Raw genomic sequence first — 18,722 nt, forward strand, 5'->3', positions numbered from 1 at the left:
CTTTCGGCCTAGGTGGGTTGGGTGGGGCGGGGAGGGAACCGAGTGGGTCCCCCTTACCTCCGCGCCGGGGCCGACCGCCTCAAAAAGAGTGGTGACTCGGCCAGTCACGGACGAGGATCACGCCATGCGCCCCTTCCTGGAGACCGTCCGGCTCACCCTGCGCCCGTTCACCGAGGCCGACACCGACCACCTGCTCGCGCTGGACAACGATGCGGAGGTCACGCGTTTCATCAACGGCGGCCGCCCCACGACCCACGAGGCGATCCGGTCCCGGACCCTGCCGCGGCTCCTCCACGACCCCCCGTGCTCCGGGACGCGGGGCTTCTGGACGGCGGAGGATCGAGGCATCGGGACGTTCCTGGGCTGGTTCGAGTTCCGCCCCCTGGACGATCACGACCCGGTCGTGGTCGAACCCGGCTACCGGCTGAACCGGGCGGCGTGGGGCAGGGGCTACGCCACAGAGGGCTCGAAAGCCCTGGCCCACAAGGGGCTCACGGAGCTGGGTGTGGAGCGGGTGACCGCCAACACGATGGCCGTCAATACCCGCTCCCGGCGCGTGATGGAGAAGGCAGGCCTGTTGTTCGTACGCGGCTACACCGAGGACTGGCCGGAGGCGATCGAGGGCTCCGAGCACGGGGAGGTCGAGTACGCGCTCACCCGGGAGGAGTGGGAGCGGTTTCGGGGCTACGCCCTCCCTCACCCGTCTTCGAACGGGTGACTCGAACGGCGGATCGGTACGCCAAGTCCGCTGCGGGCATAGCCTCCTGTAGAGGGGATGGTGAGCCCGATGTCGTCAGGGTTGGCAGACAGCGTCAGGAAGTACCGCCGTGCGGTCGGCCTGAGCCAGGAATCCCTGGCTCTTGAGTCCGGCCTTTCCGTCGGCGTCGTGCGCAAGGTGGAGCAGGGCGGCGACGCGCGCGTCGAGACGCTGCACGCGCTCGCCCGCGGGCTGGGGGTGACGACCTCCGCCCTCTTCGCCACTGAGGCAGCGATTCCCATCGTGGGAGACGAGGCGAACCGGCGATATCTGCTGGAACTGCGGAAGGCACTGATGCCGCCGGTCGGGCTCGGCACCTCGCCCCTGGCCGAACCGGGTGAGGCGAACGAGCTGTCCGTGCTTCGAAGGGACATCGCCGATACCCACGCGCTCTTCCACGCGGACAGGTACGGCTCGGTGGCCCGGAGGCTGCCGGGACTCCTCCGGTCGGCCGAGGCGACGGCTTCCCTTCTGGAAGGCGAGGAGCGACGACAGGCGGCAACCATTCGGGCACACGCACTGCTGATGGCAGGCAAGTACCTCACCCAAGTCCGCCAGTACGACATGGCCTACTACGCACTCGCCGAAGGCATCCGGCTCGCCCGTGAGAACGGCGAAAGGCTCATGGCCACGACGGGCATCGTCGGCATGTGCTGGCTGCTGCTGCGGCAGGACCGGTTCGACGAGTGCGAGCAACTCGCCGCCGCCACGGCGGCCGAGATGGAGCCACGGGTGTCGAACGCGAGCGTCGGGCATTTGTCCGTGTGGGGCGAACTATGGCTCCGTGTCGCGTCGGCGAGCATCCGCAACAACCGGCCTGACGTCACCCGCGAGGCCCGGAGGATGGCCGGCACGGCTGCCATCGCGCTGGACAAGGAATACATGGCCTTCGGGGAGAGCTGGGGACAGTTCGGCCCGGTGACGGCGGAACTGAAGGTCGTGGAAGATCTGTCGCTCATGGGCGACGCATCGGCCGTTCTCCGCCATTCCGACGATGGACTGCTGAGCCAGAGGGCCATCAATCAGTACGGAAAGCCCAGTCCGCCGAACTGGGGTCGGCACCGGCTGGACGTGGCCAAGGCGCACGTCACCCTCGGCTCCCATCAGGACGCCATGAGCGAGCTTAAGCAACTACGGCACTCGTCCGGCACATGGATCAAGCACCAGCCCATGGCCCGGTACATCATGAGCGACCTTCTCGCCACGCGTAAGCGCACTCTGACCGCCGACATGCGCGATATGGCTGATCACCTTGGCGTGCGTTAGCAACTGCCACGGAACGTGGTAGTTCGTGAGCCGCACTCCGGCGAACTACCACGGTCCGAATCTGGTTCACGGTATACGGCGGCCATACGTTCCTCGTGAGCCGAGAGCAGGGCGAACGGAAGGCCGGAATGGTGACGTACAGGATTGGCGCCTATGTCGTGGATACCCGCGACGACAGGATCGCCCAGGTGGTCGGCGAGGGCGAGACCCTCGTCGCGGTCCGGCAGCCGGGTGGTGGGTCGGTCTGGGAGGTACCGCCCTCCGCGCTGCGGCTCGCCACGCGCGAGGACCGGAACGCGGCGGGGCTGCGGCCGTATCTCAGCGGCTGCGCCGAGTGCGTCGACCTGGACGACGCCCAGCAGAAGGCGGTCGGCGAGGACCGCTCCCGCGCAGCGGCGGCCGCGCGGATGCACTGGATCGTGACGCACAGCGTGGCGACGGAGGGACGTCGATGAGGGCGATCGGGCGGCTCGTGAACCACTGCCCGCACGACGGAGGCTGGGCCTCCGCCAGCGGCGAGCAGCGCTGTACGGCCTGCGGGATGCGGCGTTTCACGGACTACCGGGGTGTATGGCTGCCGGGGCTTTCGGAGGCCGTGACGCCGTCCGGGAAGCGCCGTCCCGGTGCGGACCGCTCAGCCGCGACGGCGATCGCCACCCGTTTCCGGCTGCGCCGGCAGTTCTGGGGGCGGGCGCTTCGTGCCGCCGTCTGATGAGACGGCCGACTCACGCTCGGGCTCGCCGACGGTCAGAACGACACCGACGTCCGTGTGCGTGAGATCGATCGGATCACCGAAACCGACGGCCAGGCAGCTGCGATACTCACCGTCCTGCGGCATCGTGTGCAGGTGACACCGGCCGCTGTAGGGGTCTGCGATCAGGCAGACGGGTACTTCACCGACCGCGTAAGCATCCCTCTTCCTGCCGTAGTCGTAGTCGGCAGTCCCACGCCTGATCACCTCCAGGACGAACTCCACGTCCTGATAGCGCCAGTTGCCGCGCGCGTCGCGCTCAGCACCCGCCGCCAGCACGTAGAGAGCCGGGGCAAGGGTGTTGCGATATCCGGGGAGGTCGAGGCGCACCTCGTGCCTGATCTTTCTCTCCCGTCCGAGGAGGTCCCGGAGCTGGTACAGCACGTCGGAGACAATGTCCCAGTAAATGTCCGCCTTCGGCACCATGCAGATCGCCCCACCCACGATCTCCGACTTATAGCCCTCGGGCGTGATGGTGTGGAGGAGCTCGGACATCTCCTCCAGTTCCTCGTCCACGGCCTCATCGCCAGCCGTCTCGGCGGTCATCCAGCCCCTCCCCGTTGTCGCCGCAAGCGTCCGTGCCTTCCAACGACTCACACGGCGATCAGGTGCAACCGGAAGCGCTCACGCGCCCAACCGGGCGCCGCCCGCGTGGTCCCCCACCCCCGTCGGGGGACCACCGGCGGCGGGTCCTCTCTGTTACGCGTCGACCGGCTCCCAGACCGCCGGGCCGCCGGCGGTGTCCAGGTGGGCGCGGCCGAACGCCACGTCGGCGAAGTGGATGCCGAAGCCGATCGTGTTGGGCTCGGCAAGCTCCTCGACCAGCCGGCGGCGGTAGGCCGCCGAGCGCTCCGCGTCGTGGTCGACGACGGCGGACCATTCCGGGTGGCTGACCTGGACCGGCGTGTGCATGGCGTCGCCGAAGGCGATCACACGGCGGCCGCCGCCGGAGATGACGTACGAGGCGTGGCCCGCCGTGTGGCCCTGCGAGAGCACGACGCGCACGCCCGGGAAGATCTCCTCGCCGTCGGCGACCGTGCGGATCCGGGGCTCCAGGATCGCGGTCATCTCCTTGGTGATGCCGTGCTCCTCAAGGAGGTGACGATGCGTCCACTCCTGCTCGCTCACCAGGTAGCCGGCGTGGGCGAATGGAGGCCGCTCGGCGTCCGGGGCCGATTGCCAGAGCCAGCCGATGTGGTCGATGTGGAGATGGGTGACGGCCACGGCCTCTATGTCGGCGGGGGTCCGGCCGATCTCGGCGAGGCTGTCGAGCAGCGTGCCGCCGGAGACCGCCCCGATGGGGCCGTCCTCCCCGGCCGGGAAGGACTGGGGGCCGAAGCCCGCGTCGATCAGCAGGGCACGGTCGCCGTGCTCCACCAGGAGACCACCCATGCCCGCCACGACGTAGCCGGAATCGTCCAGATAGGCGGAGTGGGCGGCCCACTCCGCCTCCGTGCTGGTCGGCAGCCAGCCGCGGCCCGAGAGCTGGACCACGCCGTCCGGGACGTACGTGAGCTTGATGTCGCCGAGCTGGAGGCTGCGGATCCCCGACGGGCGACGAAGGCGATCGCCCTGGCTGTGCTGGGAGTTGGTCGTCATGCGCCAACAATAATCTTCCAGCTTGAATGATTCAAGTCAGAAAGATGTTCGCTTGATGCAGTTGGCTTAAGATGGCTCCATGAGCAGCCCAGAACCGCAGACCCTCGCCGAGCGACAGCTCTGCGGCCTGGTGAACGGCCTCGCCCGCCAGATCTCCGACCACGTGCGCACGGCCGCGACACGCCTCGGCCTCACCGCGCCGCAGGCCACGGCCCTGCGCGAGCTCACCGGCCCGATGACGATGCGGGAGCTCGCCGACCGGATGAGCTGCGAGCCGTCCAACGCGACCTTCGTCATCGACAAGCTGGAGTGCCAGGGGCTCCTGGAGCGCCACCCCCACCCCACGGACCGCCGCGCCAAGCAGCTGCTGCTGACGGCCGAGGGCACGGCGCTGCGCGAGCGCCTGATCGCCGTCCTCTCCGAGGACTCCCCCCTGCGGGCCCTCTCCCCCGACGAGAAGGTCACCCTCCACGCCCTTCTCGACCGGGCGGTCGGCCACCACCCCTGATACGGCCCCTGATACGACGAAAGGCCCCCGGGTGGGGGCCTTTCGTCGTCACGGCCTCACGCCGCCGTCAGCGGCACCTGCTCACCGGAGACCGTCGCCGGCGTCAGCGCCAGCTCCAGCACCCGGCGGACGTCCGACACCGGGTGGACCTCCAGCTTCTCCAGCACCTCGGCCGGCACGTCGTCCAGATCCGGCTCGTTCCGCTTGGGGATGATCACGGTGGTGACGCCCGCCCGGTGCGCGGCGAGCAGCTTCTGCTTGACGCCTCCGATGGGCAGGACGCGGCCGGTCAGGGAGACCTCGCCCGTCATCGCCACGTCCGGGCGGACCTGGCGGCCGGAGAGGAGCGAGGCCAGGGCCGTGGTCATGGTGATGCCGGCGCTCGGGCCGTCCTTCGGGACCGCGCCCGCGGGGACGTGCAGATGGACGCCGCGCTCCTTGAAGTCGCCGACGGGGAGCTCCAGCTCGGCACCGTGCGAGCGGAGGAAGGACAGCGCGATCCGCGCGGACTCCTTCATGACGTCGCCCAGCTGGCCGGTGAGGGTCAGGCCCGCGCCACCGCTCTCCGGGTCGGCCAGGGACGCCTCGACGAAGAGGACGTCGCCGCCCGCTCCCGTGACCGCGAGGCCCGTGGCCACGCCGGGGACGGCCGTGCGCCGTTCGGCCGGGTCCTGGGCGGACTCGGGCGTGTGGTGCGGGCGCCCGATCAGCGGGCGCAGCTGCTCCACGCCGATGGTGAAGGGCAGTTCCCGCTCGCCCAGTTCGTGCTGGGCCGCGACCTTGCGGAGCAGCCGGGCGATGGCGCGCTCCAGGTTCCGTACGCCCGCTTCGCGGGTGTACTCGCCGGCGAGGCTGCGCAGGGCGTCGTCCTCCAGCACGACCTCGTCGGGCTCCAGGCCGGCGCGCTCCAGCTGGCGGCGGAGCAGGTGGTCGCGGGCGATGACGACCTTCTCGTCCTCGGTGTAGCCGTCGAGGCGGACGAGCTCCATGCGGTCGAGGAGGGCCTCGGGGATGGCCTCCAGGACGTTGGCGGTCGCCAGGAAGACGACGTCGGAGAGGTCGAGTTCGACCTCCAGGTAGTGGTCGCGGAAGGTGTGGTTCTGGGCGGGGTCGAGGACTTCCAGGAGGGCGGCGGCGGGGTCGCCGCGGAAGTCGGAGCCGACCTTGTCGATCTCGTCGAGGAGGACGACCGGGTTCATGGAGCCGGCCTCCTTGACCGCCCGGACGATCCGGCCGGGCAGCGCGCCCACGTACGTCCGCCGGTGGCCGCGGATCTCGGCCTCGTCGCGGACGCCGCCGAGGGCGACGCGGACGAACTTCCGGCCCATGGCCCGGGCGACGGACTCGCCCAGCGAGGTCTTGCCCACGCCGGGCGGGCCGACGAGCGCGAGCACCGCGCCCCCGCGCCGCCCGCCGACCACGCCCAGCCCCCGGTCGGCGCGCCGCTTGCGCACCGCCAGGTACTCGGTGATCCGTTCCTTGACGTCCTCCAGGCCCGCGTGGTCCGCGTCGAGCACGGCCTTGGCGCCGGGGATGCCGTAGGCGTCCTCGGTGCGCTCGTTCCAGGGCATCTCCAGGACCGTGTCGAGCCAGGTGCGGATCCAGCCGCCCTCGGGGCTCTGGTCGGAGGCGCGCTCCAGCTTGCCGACCTCCTTGAGGGCCGCTTCGCGGACGTGTCCGGGCAGGTCGGCGGCCTCGACGCGGGCGCGGTAGTCCTCGGACTCGTTCTCCGGGTCGCCGTTGAGCTCGGCGAGCTCCTTGCGGACGGCCTCCAGCTGGCGGCGGAGCAGGAATTCGCGCTGCTGCTTGTCGACGCCCTCCTGGACGTCCTTGGCGATGGACTCGGCCACGTCCTGCTCGGCGAGGTGGTCGCCGAGCCACTTCACGGCGAGCTTCAGCCGGGCCACCGGGTCGGTGGTCTCCAGCAGCTCGACGCGCTGGGCGACGGTGAGGAAGGGCGAGTAGCCGGAGTTGTCGGCGAGCAGGCCGGGGTCCTCGATCTGCTGGACGCGGTCCACGACCTGCCAGGCGCCGCGCTTGCGGAGCCAGCTGGCGGCGAGGGCCTTGTACTCCTTCATCAGCTCCGACACCGAGCCGGGCAGTCCCGTCCTTGAATCAGATGCCGTCGGAGTGATCTCCTCCATCGGGGTGCCCTCGACCCACAGGGCGGCGCCGGGGCCGGTCGTGCCCGCGCCGATGCGCACGCGGCGGTCGCCGCGGATGAGCGCGCCGGGGTCGCCGTCCGACAGCCGGCCCACCTGCTCGACCGTGCCCAGGGTGCCGACGCCCGCGTACGTGCCGTCCACGCGTGGGACGAGCAGCACGCGCGGCTTGCCGCCGGTGCCCTTCGCCGCGGCCTGGGCGGCCTCGACGGCCGCGCGGACCTCCGTGTCCGACAGGTCGAGCGGGACCACCATGCCGGGCAGGACCACCTCGTCGTCGAGCGGCAGCACGGGCAGGGTGAGCGGTGTGGACGTCGAAGCCATGATCTCCCCTTCGGCAGGCAAGTTGAGCTATGTCGACTCAATGCGCGGGGCAGGGTGATTGTTCCCGGGGGTTTGTTCGCTGTGAGCGATCGTCATGGAGAGGTGCGGGTGTAGCCCGTCGGGGTGATTTCGGGTCCGGTGCTCAGCGGCCCTGGAGGGCGGTGTCCACCGCGGGGCGCGGATCGTCGCCCTCCGCGCGCGGGCGCGGGGGCGCCGGGACGGCGGTGCCGGCGAAGCGCCCGCGGAGCGCCTCGGCGTCGACGGCCGCACGGGCAGGCGGCACCGCGTCCGCCTCCGCCTCCACCCGCTCGCGCGCCCGGACCGGCCGCGGCAGCCCGTCGCGGATCAGCGACCGGCAGGCGATCCCCGTGAGCAGCGCGATGGGGTGCCCGGCGCTGGCCAGCGGATCGATGAGCTCGATCAGGTCCTGGGCGCACATGGCGCCCGCCACGCCCAGCATGATCCACCGCGCCGGGCGGGACACCAGCCCGGAGAGCGCGCCGATGCAGGCCATCAGGCCGAAGCTGATGCCGTAGTCGAGCCGGTGCAGCGAGGACTCCGGCAGTTGCCCGGCCGCGACGGCGCCGGCCACCGGGAGCTCCGTGGCGAGCGTGGCCAGGACATGCCCGACGAGGAAGACCCCGGCCGTCCGGGCGCCGCCCACCCGCCGCTCCAGCGCGGTGAGGACGAGCGCGAAGGCCACGCCGTAGGCCGAGTAGAGCCCGCCGGCCACCCACAGGGCGCTGGCGAGCAGGACGACCAGCGGCTGTTCGGTCAGGTGGGCGGCGTCGGTGCTGGAGTCGCGGAGCAGCTGATTGACGGTGGCCGGGTCGCCGAAGTCGGCGTAGACGGCGGTGGCCAGCAGGATCAGGCCGTAACAGAAGGTGAAGGGCGTGCCGGTGGGCGTGGGCAGCAGCCGGCCGAGGCGGTGGAGCGCCGTGCGGAGGCGGCCGGGGGCGGCGGCCGCCCCGTGGGCGTTCCCGTCGGCGTCAACCGCAGTCACTCGGCCAGCCCCTTTCCGCGCATTTCTCCGGGCCTTCTTGAACATTAAGGTCCACGATCGGACGCCGGATCAACCTCTGGCCGTGACTCCCGTCACCTTTGTCAACCTCTTGACGTGTACCGGCGTCGGCCGATTCGTCGACAGTCACCGAACGGTCAACAGGAGGCAGCAGCACATGAGGCACAGCGACTCCCCCGCCACCGTCATCGACCGCCGCGAGGGCCCCCACGGGGAGGTCGTGCTCAGGCGGCGGGGCGAGCACCTCGAGATCATCGCCAACGGCTGTTTCCTGATGGACACCTCGGACGGGCGCTCCGAGCGGCTGCTCGTCGACGCGGCCCTGGCCGCCCTCCCGGCGGACCGGAAGGATCCGGCCGTCCTGATCGGTGGCCTCGGGGTGGGCTTCTCGCTCGCCCGGGCGGCGGAGGAGCCGCGCTGGGGGCGGATCGCCGTCGTCGAACGGGAGGCGGCCGTCGTGGACTGGCACCGCTCCGGCCCGCTGGGCGCGTACTCGGGGGCGGCGCTCGCCGACCCCCGTACCGGGATCGTCCACGCCGACCTCGTGGCGTACCTCGGGGCCCCGGGGCCCCGTTTCGACGCGCTCTGCCTGGACATCGACAACGGCCCCGACTGGACCGTCACCCAGGACAACGACAGCCTCTACTCCCCCGCCGGACTCGCCGCGTGCCGGGACCGGCTGACGCCCGGCGGGGTACTCGCCGTGTGGTCCGCACGGCCTTCCGCGGCGTTCGAACAGGCCCTCCGTAATGCCGGGTTCGCCGGGGTAACGACGGAAGAGATCACCGTTGCCCGAGGCGTCCCGGACGTCGTTCACCTCGGCATCCGTGCCGCGTAGCCGAGTCCCGCCGGGTGCCCGTACCCTGCCTTCCACAGGTGCAGGACCCGTAGTCACTTCGCTACGGGAACACGCTTAGGGGCGGGGCGCATGGAGCACACACACATCGGCCCGAGCGGCGTCGTGGCGTCCACGGGGGCACAGCGCCGGGTGCTGATCGTCGAGGACGACCGGACGATCACCGATGCCATCGCGGCCCGGCTGCGGGCCGAGGGCTTTCAGGTACGCACCGCGGGCGACGGGCCCGCCGCCGTCGACACCGCCGAGGCATGGCAGCCGGACCTGCTGGTCCTGGACGTGATGCTGCCCGGTTTCGACGGCCTGGAGGTCTGCCGCCGGGTGCAGGCGCAGCGGCCCGTGCCCGTCCTCATGCTGACCGCGCGCGACGACGAGACCGACATGCTGGTCGGTCTCGGCGTCGGGGCGGACGACTACATGACCAAGCCGTTCTCGATGCGCGAGCTCGCCGCCCGGGTGCACGTCCTGCTGCGCCGGGTGGAGCGGGCCACGCTGGCCGCGCACACCCCGCGCAGCGGCATCCTGCGGCTGGGCGAGCTGGAGATCGACCACGCGCAGCGCCGGGTGCGGGTGCGCGGCGGGGACGTCCATCTGACGCCGACCGAGTTCGACCTGCTCGTCTGCCTGGCCAACACCCCGCGCGCGGTCCTCTCCCGCGAGCAGCTGCTCGCCGAGGTGTGGGACTGGGCGGACGCCTCCGGCACCCGGACCGTGGACAGCCACATCAAGGCGCTGCGCCGCAAGATCGGGGCGGAGCGGATCCGTACGGTGCACGGGGTCGGCTACGCGCTGGAGACCCCGGCGGCATGACGGCGCCCATGGCCCGGGGCGGTCGGCATGACTCGTTACGGTGATCCCGGTGCCCGGTGACGGCCGGCCGCCGCAGGGGCTGTGGAGCAGGATCTGGGAGGCGCTGCGCCCCCTGGACCCGTACCGCTCGGTCAAGGCGGCGCTGGGCGCGCTGGTGATCGGCTCGGTGGTGATCACCACGTTCCTGGTGTTCGTCGCCATCCACTCGGCGACCGAGATCCGGGTGATCACCGTCTTCTCCATCATCGCCTCGCTGCTGATCACCCAGTTCGTGGCGCACGGCCTGACCGCCCCGCTGGACGAGATGACCGAGGTCACCCGGTCGATGGCACAGGGCGACTACACCCGCCGGGTGCGAGCCGGGCGGCGGGACGAGTTCGGGGACCTCGCCGAGGCCTTCAACCGGATGGCGGCCGACCTGGAGGCGGTGGACACCCACCGCAAGGAGCTGGTCGCCAACGTCTCGCACGAGCTGCGCACCCCCATCGCGGGGCTGCGGGCCGTGCTGGAGAACGTGGTGGACGGGGTGTCGGCCCCGGACCCCGAGACGATGCGCACCGCGCTGCGGCAGACCGAGCGGCTGGGCCGGCTGGTGGAGCAGCTGCTGGACCTGTCCCGGCTGGACAACGGGGTGGTGCCGCTGCACGCCCGGCGCTTCGAGGTCTGGCCTTATCTGGCGGGGGTGCTCAAGGAGGCGAGCATGGCCTGCGGCAGCGGCTCCTCGCCGCGCGCCCGCAAGGACGTCCATCTCCATCTGGACGTCTCTCCCCCGGAGCTCACGGCGCACGCGGACGCCGAACGGCTGCACCAGGTGGTGGCCAATCTGGTGGACAACGCCGTCAAGCACTCTCCCCCGCACGGCCGGGTCACCGTCCGGGCCCGCCGGGGCGAGGGGGCCCAGTCGCTGGCCCTGGAGGTGGTGGACGAGGGGCCGGGCATCCCCGAGGCCGAGCGGCACCGCGTCTTCGAGCGCTTCAACCGGGGTTCCGGCGCCTCGCAGGGGCCGGGCACGGACGGCGGTACGGGGCTGGGCCTGGCCATCGCCCGCTGGGCGGTCGATCTCCACGGCGGCAGCATCGGGGTGGCCGAGTCCCCGCGTGGGTGCCGCATCAAGGTCACGCTTCCGGGAGGCCCTCGTGAGCCGAGTTGACGTAGGGTCGGTGGTGGGAGCACACACCCGACCGGGTGCGGGGCAGGATTCGGCGAACCCAGGAGAGCTCGGGGTCAATCGGAACCTTCGGGTTTTCCCAGCTCTCCGTGCCCCGAAACCCGAGGTCGAGTGTGACTTAGGCGACGATCTGGCCCGGGTGGCCTGCATTAAGGGTCCCGACAGGCGTAGCCTTTATTCCCGCTGTCCACCACCTTAGGAAGCGGAAGAGGGCGGTTGCCGCCGTGTCGCCACAGTCCCCCAACACCTCGAGCGTCTCGACCGACCAAACGGGGCAGGGCAAGAGTCCTGCCGACGTGTTCGGTCCCAATGAGTGGCTCGTCGACGAGATCTACCAGCAGTACCTCCAGGACCCGAACTCGGTCGACCGAGCCTGGTGGGACTTCTTCGCCGACTACAAGCCGGGCACTGCCCCGGCTCCGCCGGGGCAGGCAGTGACCGGGGCCACCCCGGGCGCCCCGGCCGCGAGCGCTGCCGCGCCGCAGGCGCAGGCTCCCGCCGCCCCGGCGGCCGCCGCCCCGGCTGCTGCCGCTCAGGCTCCCGCCGCTCCGGCCGCTGCCGCTCCGGCCGCCGCCAAGCCGGCCGCTGCCGCCGCCCCCGCCGTCGCGAAGCCCGCGGCCGCCGCGCCGGCCAAGCCCGCCGTCGCCAAGCCGGCTGCTGCCGCCAAGGCGGCCGAGCCGGGTGCCGGTCCCGAGTTCGTGACGCTGCGCGGCCCGTCCGCCGCGGTCGCCAAGAACATGAACGCCTCCCTGGAGCTGCCGACGGCCACGTCCGTCCGCGCGGTCCCGGTGAAGCTGCTGTTCGACAACCGCATCGTCATCAACAACCACCTCCAGCGCGCCCGCGGTGGCAAGGTCTCCTTCACGCACCTCATCGGCTTCGCCATGGTGCAGGCGCTGAAGCTGATGCCGTCGATGAACTACTCCTTCACGGAGAAGGACGGCAAGCCGACCCTCGTCAAGCCGGAGCACGTCAACCTCGGTCTGGCCATCGACCTGGTCAAGCCGAACGGTGACCGCCAGCTCGTCGTCGCGGCCATCAAGAAGGCCGAGACCCTGAACTTCTTCGAGTTCTGGCAGGCCTACGAGGACATCGTCAAGCGCGCCCGCGTCGGCAAGCTGACGATGGAGGACTTCACCGGCGTCACCGCGTCGCTGACCAACCCCGGCGGCATCGGCACCGTCCACTCCGTGCCGCGTCTGATGCCCGGCCAGGGCCTCATCATCGGCGTCGGCGCCATGGACTACCCCGCCGAGTTCCAGGGCACCTCGCAGGACGCCCTGAACAAGCTGGGCATCTCCAAGGTCATGACGCTGACCTCGACGTACGACCACCGCGTGATCCAGGGCGCCGCCTCCGGCGAGTTCCTGCGGATCATGAACCAGCTGCTCCTCGGCGAGAACAGCTTCTACGACGAGATCTTCGAGGCGCTGCGCATCCCCTACGAGCCGATCCGCTGGCTCAAGGACATCGACGCCTCGCACGACGACGACGTCACCAAGGCCGCCCGCGTCTTCGAGCTGATCCACTCCTACCGGGTCCGCGGCCACGTCATGGCCGACACCGACCCGCTGGAGTACCGCCAGCGCAAGCACCCCGACCTCGACATCACCGAGCACGGCCTCACCCTGTGGGACCTGGAGCGCGAGTTCGCGGTCGGCGGCTTCGCCAGTAAGTCGATGATGAAGCTGCGCGACATCCTGGGCGTGCTGCGCGACTCGTACTGCCGCACCACCGGCATCGAGTACATGCACATCCAGGACCCGAAGCAGCGCCGCTGGATCCAGGAGCGCGTCGAGCGCCCGCACCACAAGCCGGAGCGCGAGGAGCAGCTGCGCATCCTGCGCCGGCTGAACGCGGCGGAGGCCTTCGAGACCTTCCTGCAGACGAAGTACGTCGGCCAGAAGCGGTTCTCCCTGGAGGGCGGCGAGTCCGTCATCCCGCTGCTGGACGCGGTGCTGGACGCGGCCGCCGAGGCCCGCCTGGACGAGGCCGTCATCGGCATGGCCCACCGTGGCCGCCTGAACGTCCTCGCCAACATCGTCGGCAAGTCCTACGCGCAGATCTTCCGCGAGTTCGAGGGCAACCTCGACCCGAAGTCGATGCACGGCTCCGGCGACGTGAAGTACCACCTGGGTGCCGAGGGCGTCTTCACCGGCCTGGACGGCGAGCAGATCAATGTCTCGCTGGCCGCCAACCCCTCCCACCTGGAGACGGTCGACCCGGTCGTCGAGGGCATCGCCCGCGCCAAGCAGGACATCATCGGCAAGGCCGGCACGGACTTCACCGTCCTGCCGATCCAGCTGCACGGCGACGCGGCCTTCGCGGGCCAGGGCGTCGTGGCCGAGACCCTGAACATGTCGCAGCTGCGCGGCTACCGCACCGGCGGCACCGTGCACATCGTCATCAACAACCAGGTCGGCTTCACCGCGCCGCCGGAGTCCTCGCGCTCGTCGATGTACTGCACCGACGTCGCCCGGATGATCGAGGCGCCGATCTTCCATGTGAACGGTGACGACCCGGAAGCCGTGGTCCGCGTCGCGCGGCTCGCCTTCGAGTTCCGCCAGGCGTTCAACAAGGACGTCGTCATCGACCTGATCTGCTACCGCCGTCGCGGCCACAACGAGTCCGACAACCCGGGCTTCACCCAGCCGCTGATGTACGACCTGATCGACAAGAAGCGCTCGGTGCGCAAGCTCTACACCGAGTCGCTGATCGGCCGTGGCGACATCACCCTGGAAGAGGCCGAGCAGGCCCTGCAGGACTACCAGGGTCAGCTGGAGAAGGTCTTCGTCGAGGTCCGCGAGGCCGACACGGCCCCCGCCGAGGCCCCGGCCCCGGCCCCGCTGGACGGCTTCCCGGTCGCGGTGGACACCGCGGTCTCCCAGGAGGTCGTCAAGCGGATCGCCGAGTCGCAGGTCACCCTCCCCGAGGGCGTCACGGTGCACCCGCGTCTGCTGCCGCAGCTGCAGCGCCGCGCCGCCAGCGTCGAGGACGGCACCATCGACTGGGGCATGGGCGAGACCCTGGCCTTCGGCTCCCTGCTGATGGAGGGCACCCCGGTCCGGCTCGCCGGCCAGGACTCCCGCCGCGGCACCTTCGGCCAGCGCCACGCGGTGCTGGTGGACCGGGAGACCGGCGAGGACCACACCCCGCTGCTCTACCTCTCCGAGGACCAGGCCCGCTTCAACGTCTACGACTCGCTGCTCAGCGAGTACGCGGCGATGGGCTTCGAGTACGGCTACTCGCTGGCCCGCCCGGACGCGCTGGTGCTGTGGGAGGCGCAGTTCGGCGACTTCGTCAACGGCGCCCAGTCGGTGACGGACGAGTTCATCTCCTCCTCCGAGCAGAAGTGGGGCCAGACCTCCGGCGTCACCCTGCTGCTGCCGCACGGCTACGAGGGCCAGGGCCCGGACCACTCCTCGGCCCGTGTCGAGCGCTTCCTCCAGCTGTGCGCGCAGAACAACATGACGGTCGCCATGCCGACGCTGCCGTCGAACTACTTCCACCTGCTGCGCTGGCAGGTCCACAACCCGCACCACAAGCCGCTCATCGTCTTCACCCCGAAGTCGATGCTGCGTCTGAAGGCCGCGGCGTCGAAGGTGGAGGAGTTCACGACCGGTCGCTTCCGTCCCGTCATCGGCGACGAGAGCGTGCAGGCCGAGGCCGTCCGCAAGGTCGTCTTCTGCTCCGGCAAGGTCTACTACGACCTGGAGGCCGAGCGGCAGAAGCGCGGCATCACGGACACCGCGATCATCCGTCTCGAGCGCCTCTACCCGCTGCCGGGTGAGGAGCTCCAGGCCGAGATCGCCAAGTTCCCGAACGCCGAGAAGTACATCTGGGCGCAGGAGGAGCCGGCGAACCAGGGTGCGTGGCCGTTCATCGCGCTCAACCTGATCGACCACCTGGACCTGGCCGTCGGCGCCGACGTCCCGGCCCGCGAGCGACTGCGCCGGATCTCCCGTTCGCACTCCTCGTCCCCGGCGGTCGGCTCGGCCAAGCGCCACCAGGCCGAGCAGGCGGCGCTGATCGCCGAGGTCTTCGACGCCTGAGTGACGACCGCCTAGCGGTTGCATAGCGCCACGGAAGGTGGGCTTCCCCTGGAGGGGGAGCCCACCTTCCGTCGTTCCTCCGGCCGCTCAGCCCAGGTACGGCTCGAAGTCCCAGTAGGGCCGGACCCGCTGGCGGGCGGCGAGGGTGTGGGGGTGCTGGGCGCCCAGGGAGCGGGTGAGCCGCTGGAGGGCGTCCTCCTCGGTCTTGCCCGCCTCCTCGTGCTCCCGGAGCCCCCGCAGGTCCATGGCGAGGGCCACTTCGCAGGAGAGGGTGAAGGGGTGGTCCTCCCCCAGCGCGTGCCGGGCCCGCCGCAGGGTGTCGCGGCTGAGCTCCAGGGCGCTCTCGATCCGCCCGGTGAAATTGCGGCCGCCCGCGGCGTTGAGGGCGCAGCCCAGCACCCAGGGGTGGTCCGGGCCGAGGGTGGCGGTGAGCCCGGCGAGGGCGGCTTCGAACATGGTGAGGGCCTCGGCGCGCTCCCCGGCAGCCTGGAGGACCAGGCCCGTGTTGGAGAGCATGCCGGTGCTGATGGGGTGGGCGGGGCCCAGCAGTTCGCGGAAGCCCGCCTCGCCCTCGGCGATGAGGTCCTTGGCCTGCTCCAGGTCGCCGTGTTCCCGGGCGTAGTTGCCGTAGTCGACGACGAGGCCGGTGGTGGCGTGGTGGCGGCGGCCGTGGACCTGCTCGGTCTGTTCGAGGAGGCTGGCCAGGGCGCCGCCCATGTCGGCCAGGCCGCCGGCGCGCCGCTCGCACAGCAGCAGGTTGTGCCGGGCGCGGAGGGTCTGGGGGTGCTGGGGGCCGAGGACCTGGATGTGGAGGCGCATGCCGAACTCCTGGCGGGCCAGCGCGTCCCGGTAGCGGCCCATCAGCCGCAGGTCGCGGGCGCAGGCCATGCCGGAGACGAGGGTCGCGGCGTGCCGGGCGCGCAGCAGGGTCTCGCGTTTGCGGAGGGTCTCCAGGTCGATCTCGTACGCCTCGGTGTAGCGGCCGAGGAGGCGCAGGCCCACGCCGAGGTTGTGCTGGGCGAGGAGGGTCAGGTAGTCGTCGGGGCCGAGGAGTCCGAGGGCGGTCTCCAGCACCTCGCGCTGGGCCGTCAGGGCTTCGTCGTACTGGCCGAGGTAGCGCTGGTCGGCGGCGAGACAGCTGGTGGCGGTCATCAGCCGGGTGCCCTCGTGGCCGGGGGTGGTGCGGAGCCGCTCCAGGAGGGCGCGGTCGAGCTCGTAGGCGGGGCGGAAGTGGCCGTAGGCGCGGAGGATGTTGCCCTGCTGGGTGGTGAGCTCGACCATCCTGGGGTGCTCCGGGGGGTGGAACTCCGACCAGTGCTCGCGGACCTGCTCGGCGAGGGCCGTTCCGGTGCGGAACTCGCCGCTGCGGAAGCAGTAGCGCAGCAGGTTGAGCGCGGTCTCCTGGACGCGGGCGTCGTGGCTGGCCAGGGCGCCGGAGGGTTCGAGGTGGGGCAGGAGCTCGGCGTAGCGGGGCCAGAGCCGGGAGTCCTGGGGATTGCCCGGGTCGGCCGCGGCGAGCATGAGGCGGACGACGCCGCGGTGGGTCTCGCGGTCCCGGGGGGAGGTGAGGCGGCCCACGATGTCGTGGACGATCCGGTGCATGTGCACGGATTCCTGCTCGGGGCCCGGTTCCTCGCCGGCGAGGGCGGAGCGGGTGTCGCGGGTGACGACGGAGTAGTTGACCAGGGTGTCGAGGGCGCGGGTCCAGGCGGCGAGGTCGGTGGCGAGCCAGCCGAGGCCCTCGGGGAGCTCGGCGGCGGGCAGGTGGCGGACGAGGCCGATGGGGATGCGGCCGGGGGCGAAGGCGGCGCACAGGGAGAGGAGCTCCACGGCGTGGGGCTGGTCCTCGCGGAGGCGGTTGATCAGTATCGACCAGGAGGTGAGGGAGGAGCGGGGGACGCCGTCGAAGCCGCCCTGGCCGGCCAGCTCGGAGAGCTCGCCGTCGCGGACCATGCGGAGGTAGTCGGCGACCTCCATGTCGGACTCGCCGAGCCAGGCCGCGGCCTGGACGAGCGCGAGGGGGATGTCGGCGAGCTCGGCGGCGATCTCGTCGGCCTCCGTGGCGGTGAGCCGGGGGGCGCGGCGCATCAGATAGCCGGTGCTCTCGTGGCGGTCGAAGCCGGGGATCTCGACCAGGGCCGTCCGGCTGTCGCTCCAGCGGCGGTTGCGGGAGGTGATCAGGACGTGGCCGGGGCCCTCGGGGAGCATGTCCTCGGCGCCCTCGATGTCGTCCCAGCCGTCGAAGATCAGCAGCCAGCGGCCGTAGGGGTCGCCGCGGCGCAGCGCCTCGCGGAGGGCGCGGATGCGCTCGCCGGGCTCGGAGCCGCTGGCCAGGCCGAGCTCGGGGGCGAGTTCGCCGAGGCGTTCGCGCAGGGTGCCGCGCGTATCGGAGTTGACCCACCAGATGACGTCGTAGTCGGAGCTGAAGCGGTGGGCGTACTCGGCGGCCATCTGGGTCTTGCCGATGCCGGACATGCCGAGGAGGGTGACGACGGCGGTGCCCTGCTCGGCGTCCATCAGATGCTGCTGGAGGCCGTTGAGGAGGTCGTCGCGGCCGGTGAAGCGGACATTGCGCCGGGGGACCTCGCCCCAGACGGCCGGGGGGTCGTTGGGGTAGCGGGAGCCGGGGCCGGCGGGCAGCGGGCGGCGGGCCCCGCCGGTGGGCAGGCCGAGCCGGGCCAGGAGCCGGCGCTCGGCCTCCTGGGCGCCGACGCTCCACAGGTCGACGGGCTCCAGGACGGCGGTGGCCGGGAGCAGGGCGCGGTTGGTGAGGTTGACGGCGGCGAAGCGCTCGGCGTTGGCGGCGACGATGCCGCGCAGGGCGGCGCTCCACTCGCCCTCGCGGCGGGGGCCGAGCTGGAAGAACCAGTCGCTGAGGACCAGCAGTATCCGCCCGGAGGCGAGCAGCAGGTCGTCGATGGAGCTCTCCAGGGGCACCTCGCGGCGCGGGTCCCAGCGGTGGAGGGTGACCCGGTGTCCGTGGGACTCCAGCCGGTGGGCGATCCAGGTGGCCCAGGGCCGGTGGAACCCGGCGAAGACGACGACGAAATGCTCGCCGGTGCCTGCCGCTTGCCGCTGCGTGGCCATCCGCAGTCTCCCTCGCTGTTCCGCGCCGCGCCGGCCGGGGCCGACCTGGACACGAGATTACCGTACGTCACCGACAGGTGACGCTGTGCCGATCGTCACGTCGGGTCCGCCGGGCCGTGCCAGCCCCGCGAGGTGCCGTTCCATGGCGATCACGAACTCCCGGCCGGCGGGAGTCAGTTCAGCCGATTCAAGCAGGACGGCCAGGGCTCGCGCGACCTGTCGGAGGCAGGAATCACGGCGGGCGAGGGCCTCGCGCCGGGCCGTGGGCGCGAGCCCCGGGAGGAGTGCCGCCCGGGCCCGGAGATCGGCGAGGGCGAGGTGGGCGTAGGCGCCCTGGAGGACACCGCCGACAGGCCGGGGG

The 18,722-nt window shown here is 71.5% G+C and carries 15 protein-coding genes; 9 read left to right on the forward strand and 6 right to left on the reverse strand.

Features of this window, described 5'->3' with window-relative positions:
* The first annotated feature begins 124 nt into the window (after window positions 1-124).
* From K6I33_RS15320 to K6I33_RS36595, 4 genes are all read left to right on the forward strand, one after another.
* Window positions 125-718 carry a GNAT family N-acetyltransferase gene (locus K6I33_RS15320; protein WP_229352110.1) on the forward strand — a complete coding sequence of 198 codons (594 nt, stop codon included), beginning with the start codon at window positions 125-127 and terminating at the stop codon, window positions 716-718.
* Between the two features lie 69 nt (window positions 719-787).
* Window positions 788-2,023: a helix-turn-helix domain-containing protein gene (locus K6I33_RS15325; RefSeq protein WP_229352112.1), complete on the forward strand. Its 1,236-nt coding sequence runs from the start codon at window positions 788-790 to the stop codon at window positions 2,021-2,023.
* Window positions 2,024-2,154: 131 nt separating this feature from the next.
* On the forward strand, window positions 2,155-2,478 hold the full coding sequence (locus K6I33_RS15330) for a hypothetical protein (protein WP_229352114.1): 324 nt from the start codon (window positions 2,155-2,157) through the stop codon (window positions 2,476-2,478).
* Window positions 2,475-2,735, forward strand: coding sequence for a DUF6255 family natural product biosynthesis protein (locus tag K6I33_RS36595; RefSeq protein ID WP_374284631.1), 261 nt, complete (start codon window positions 2,475-2,477; stop codon window positions 2,733-2,735). The genes K6I33_RS15330 and K6I33_RS36595 overlap by 4 nt, the downstream gene beginning before the upstream one ends.
* Here the strand turns inward: K6I33_RS36595 and K6I33_RS15335 are convergent.
* Both K6I33_RS15335 and K6I33_RS15340 read right to left on the reverse strand, forming a co-directional pair.
* Window positions 2,658-3,320 (reverse strand): Uma2 family endonuclease, encoded by a 663-nt coding sequence (locus K6I33_RS15335; protein WP_229352116.1) that lies wholly within the window; start codon window positions 3,318-3,320, stop codon window positions 2,658-2,660. The two genes, K6I33_RS36595 and K6I33_RS15335, sit on opposite strands and share 78 nt — an antisense overlap.
* A gap of 153 nt (window positions 3,321-3,473) precedes the next feature.
* Window positions 3,474-4,373: an MBL fold metallo-hydrolase gene (locus K6I33_RS15340; RefSeq protein WP_229352118.1), complete on the reverse strand. Its 900-nt coding sequence runs from the start codon at window positions 4,371-4,373 to the stop codon at window positions 3,474-3,476.
* Between the two features lie 79 nt (window positions 4,374-4,452).
* Between K6I33_RS15340 and K6I33_RS15345 the strand changes: the two genes are divergently transcribed.
* Complete coding sequence (locus K6I33_RS15345; RefSeq protein WP_229352120.1) at window positions 4,453-4,881, forward strand: MarR family winged helix-turn-helix transcriptional regulator; 429 nt, start codon at window positions 4,453-4,455, stop codon at window positions 4,879-4,881.
* A gap of 56 nt (window positions 4,882-4,937) precedes the next feature.
* On the opposite strand, the gene lon is transcribed toward K6I33_RS15345, so the two are convergent.
* Complete coding sequence (gene lon / locus K6I33_RS15350) at window positions 4,938-7,367, reverse strand: endopeptidase La (RefSeq protein ID WP_229352121.1); 2,430 nt, start codon at window positions 7,365-7,367, stop codon at window positions 4,938-4,940.
* A gap of 142 nt (window positions 7,368-7,509) precedes the next feature.
* Window positions 7,510-8,370 (reverse strand): rhomboid-like protein, encoded by an 861-nt coding sequence (locus K6I33_RS15355; protein ID WP_229352123.1) that lies wholly within the window; start codon window positions 8,368-8,370, stop codon window positions 7,510-7,512.
* Between the two features lie 175 nt (window positions 8,371-8,545).
* Here K6I33_RS15355 and K6I33_RS15360 point away from each other — a divergent pair, with 175 nt between their 5' ends.
* The 4 genes from K6I33_RS15360 to K6I33_RS15375 all read left to right on the forward strand — a co-directional run bounded on the left by K6I33_RS15360 (window position 8,546) and on the right by K6I33_RS15375 (window position 15,274).
* The gene (locus tag K6I33_RS15360) at window positions 8,546-9,226 is read left to right on the forward strand and encodes a spermidine synthase (RefSeq protein ID WP_229352125.1); all 681 of its coding nucleotides are present in this window, start codon (window positions 8,546-8,548) and stop codon (window positions 9,224-9,226) included.
* 90 nt (window positions 9,227-9,316) lie between these two features.
* Window positions 9,317-10,054: a response regulator transcription factor gene (locus tag K6I33_RS15365; RefSeq protein ID WP_126916018.1), complete on the forward strand. Its 738-nt coding sequence runs from the start codon at window positions 9,317-9,319 to the stop codon at window positions 10,052-10,054.
* Window positions 10,055-10,103: 49 nt separating this feature from the next.
* Complete coding sequence (locus tag K6I33_RS15370) at window positions 10,104-11,204, forward strand: ATP-binding protein (RefSeq protein WP_229352127.1); 1,101 nt, start codon at window positions 10,104-10,106, stop codon at window positions 11,202-11,204.
* Window positions 11,205-11,446: 242 nt separating this feature from the next.
* Window positions 11,447-15,274 carry a multifunctional oxoglutarate decarboxylase/oxoglutarate dehydrogenase thiamine pyrophosphate-binding subunit/dihydrolipoyllysine-residue succinyltransferase subunit gene (locus tag K6I33_RS15375; RefSeq protein ID WP_229352129.1) on the forward strand — a complete coding sequence of 1,276 codons (3,828 nt, stop codon included), beginning with the start codon at window positions 11,447-11,449 and terminating at the stop codon, window positions 15,272-15,274.
* Between the two features lie 87 nt (window positions 15,275-15,361).
* Here the strand turns inward: K6I33_RS15375 and fxsT are convergent, their stop codons facing one another.
* Window positions 15,362-18,361, reverse strand: coding sequence for an FxSxx-COOH system tetratricopeptide repeat protein (fxsT, locus tag K6I33_RS15380; protein ID WP_229352131.1), 3,000 nt, complete (start codon window positions 18,359-18,361; stop codon window positions 15,362-15,364).
* Window positions 18,362-18,418: 57 nt separating this feature from the next.
* On the reverse strand, window positions 18,419-18,722 hold a 304-nt coding region (locus tag K6I33_RS15385), incomplete at its 5' end, for an HEXXH motif-containing putative peptide modification protein (protein ID WP_229352133.1).

The organism is Streptomyces sp. UNOB3_S3 (assembly GCF_020740895.1).
In the GTDB taxonomy this organism is placed as follows: Bacteria; Actinomycetota; Actinomycetes; order Streptomycetales; family Streptomycetaceae; genus Streptomyces.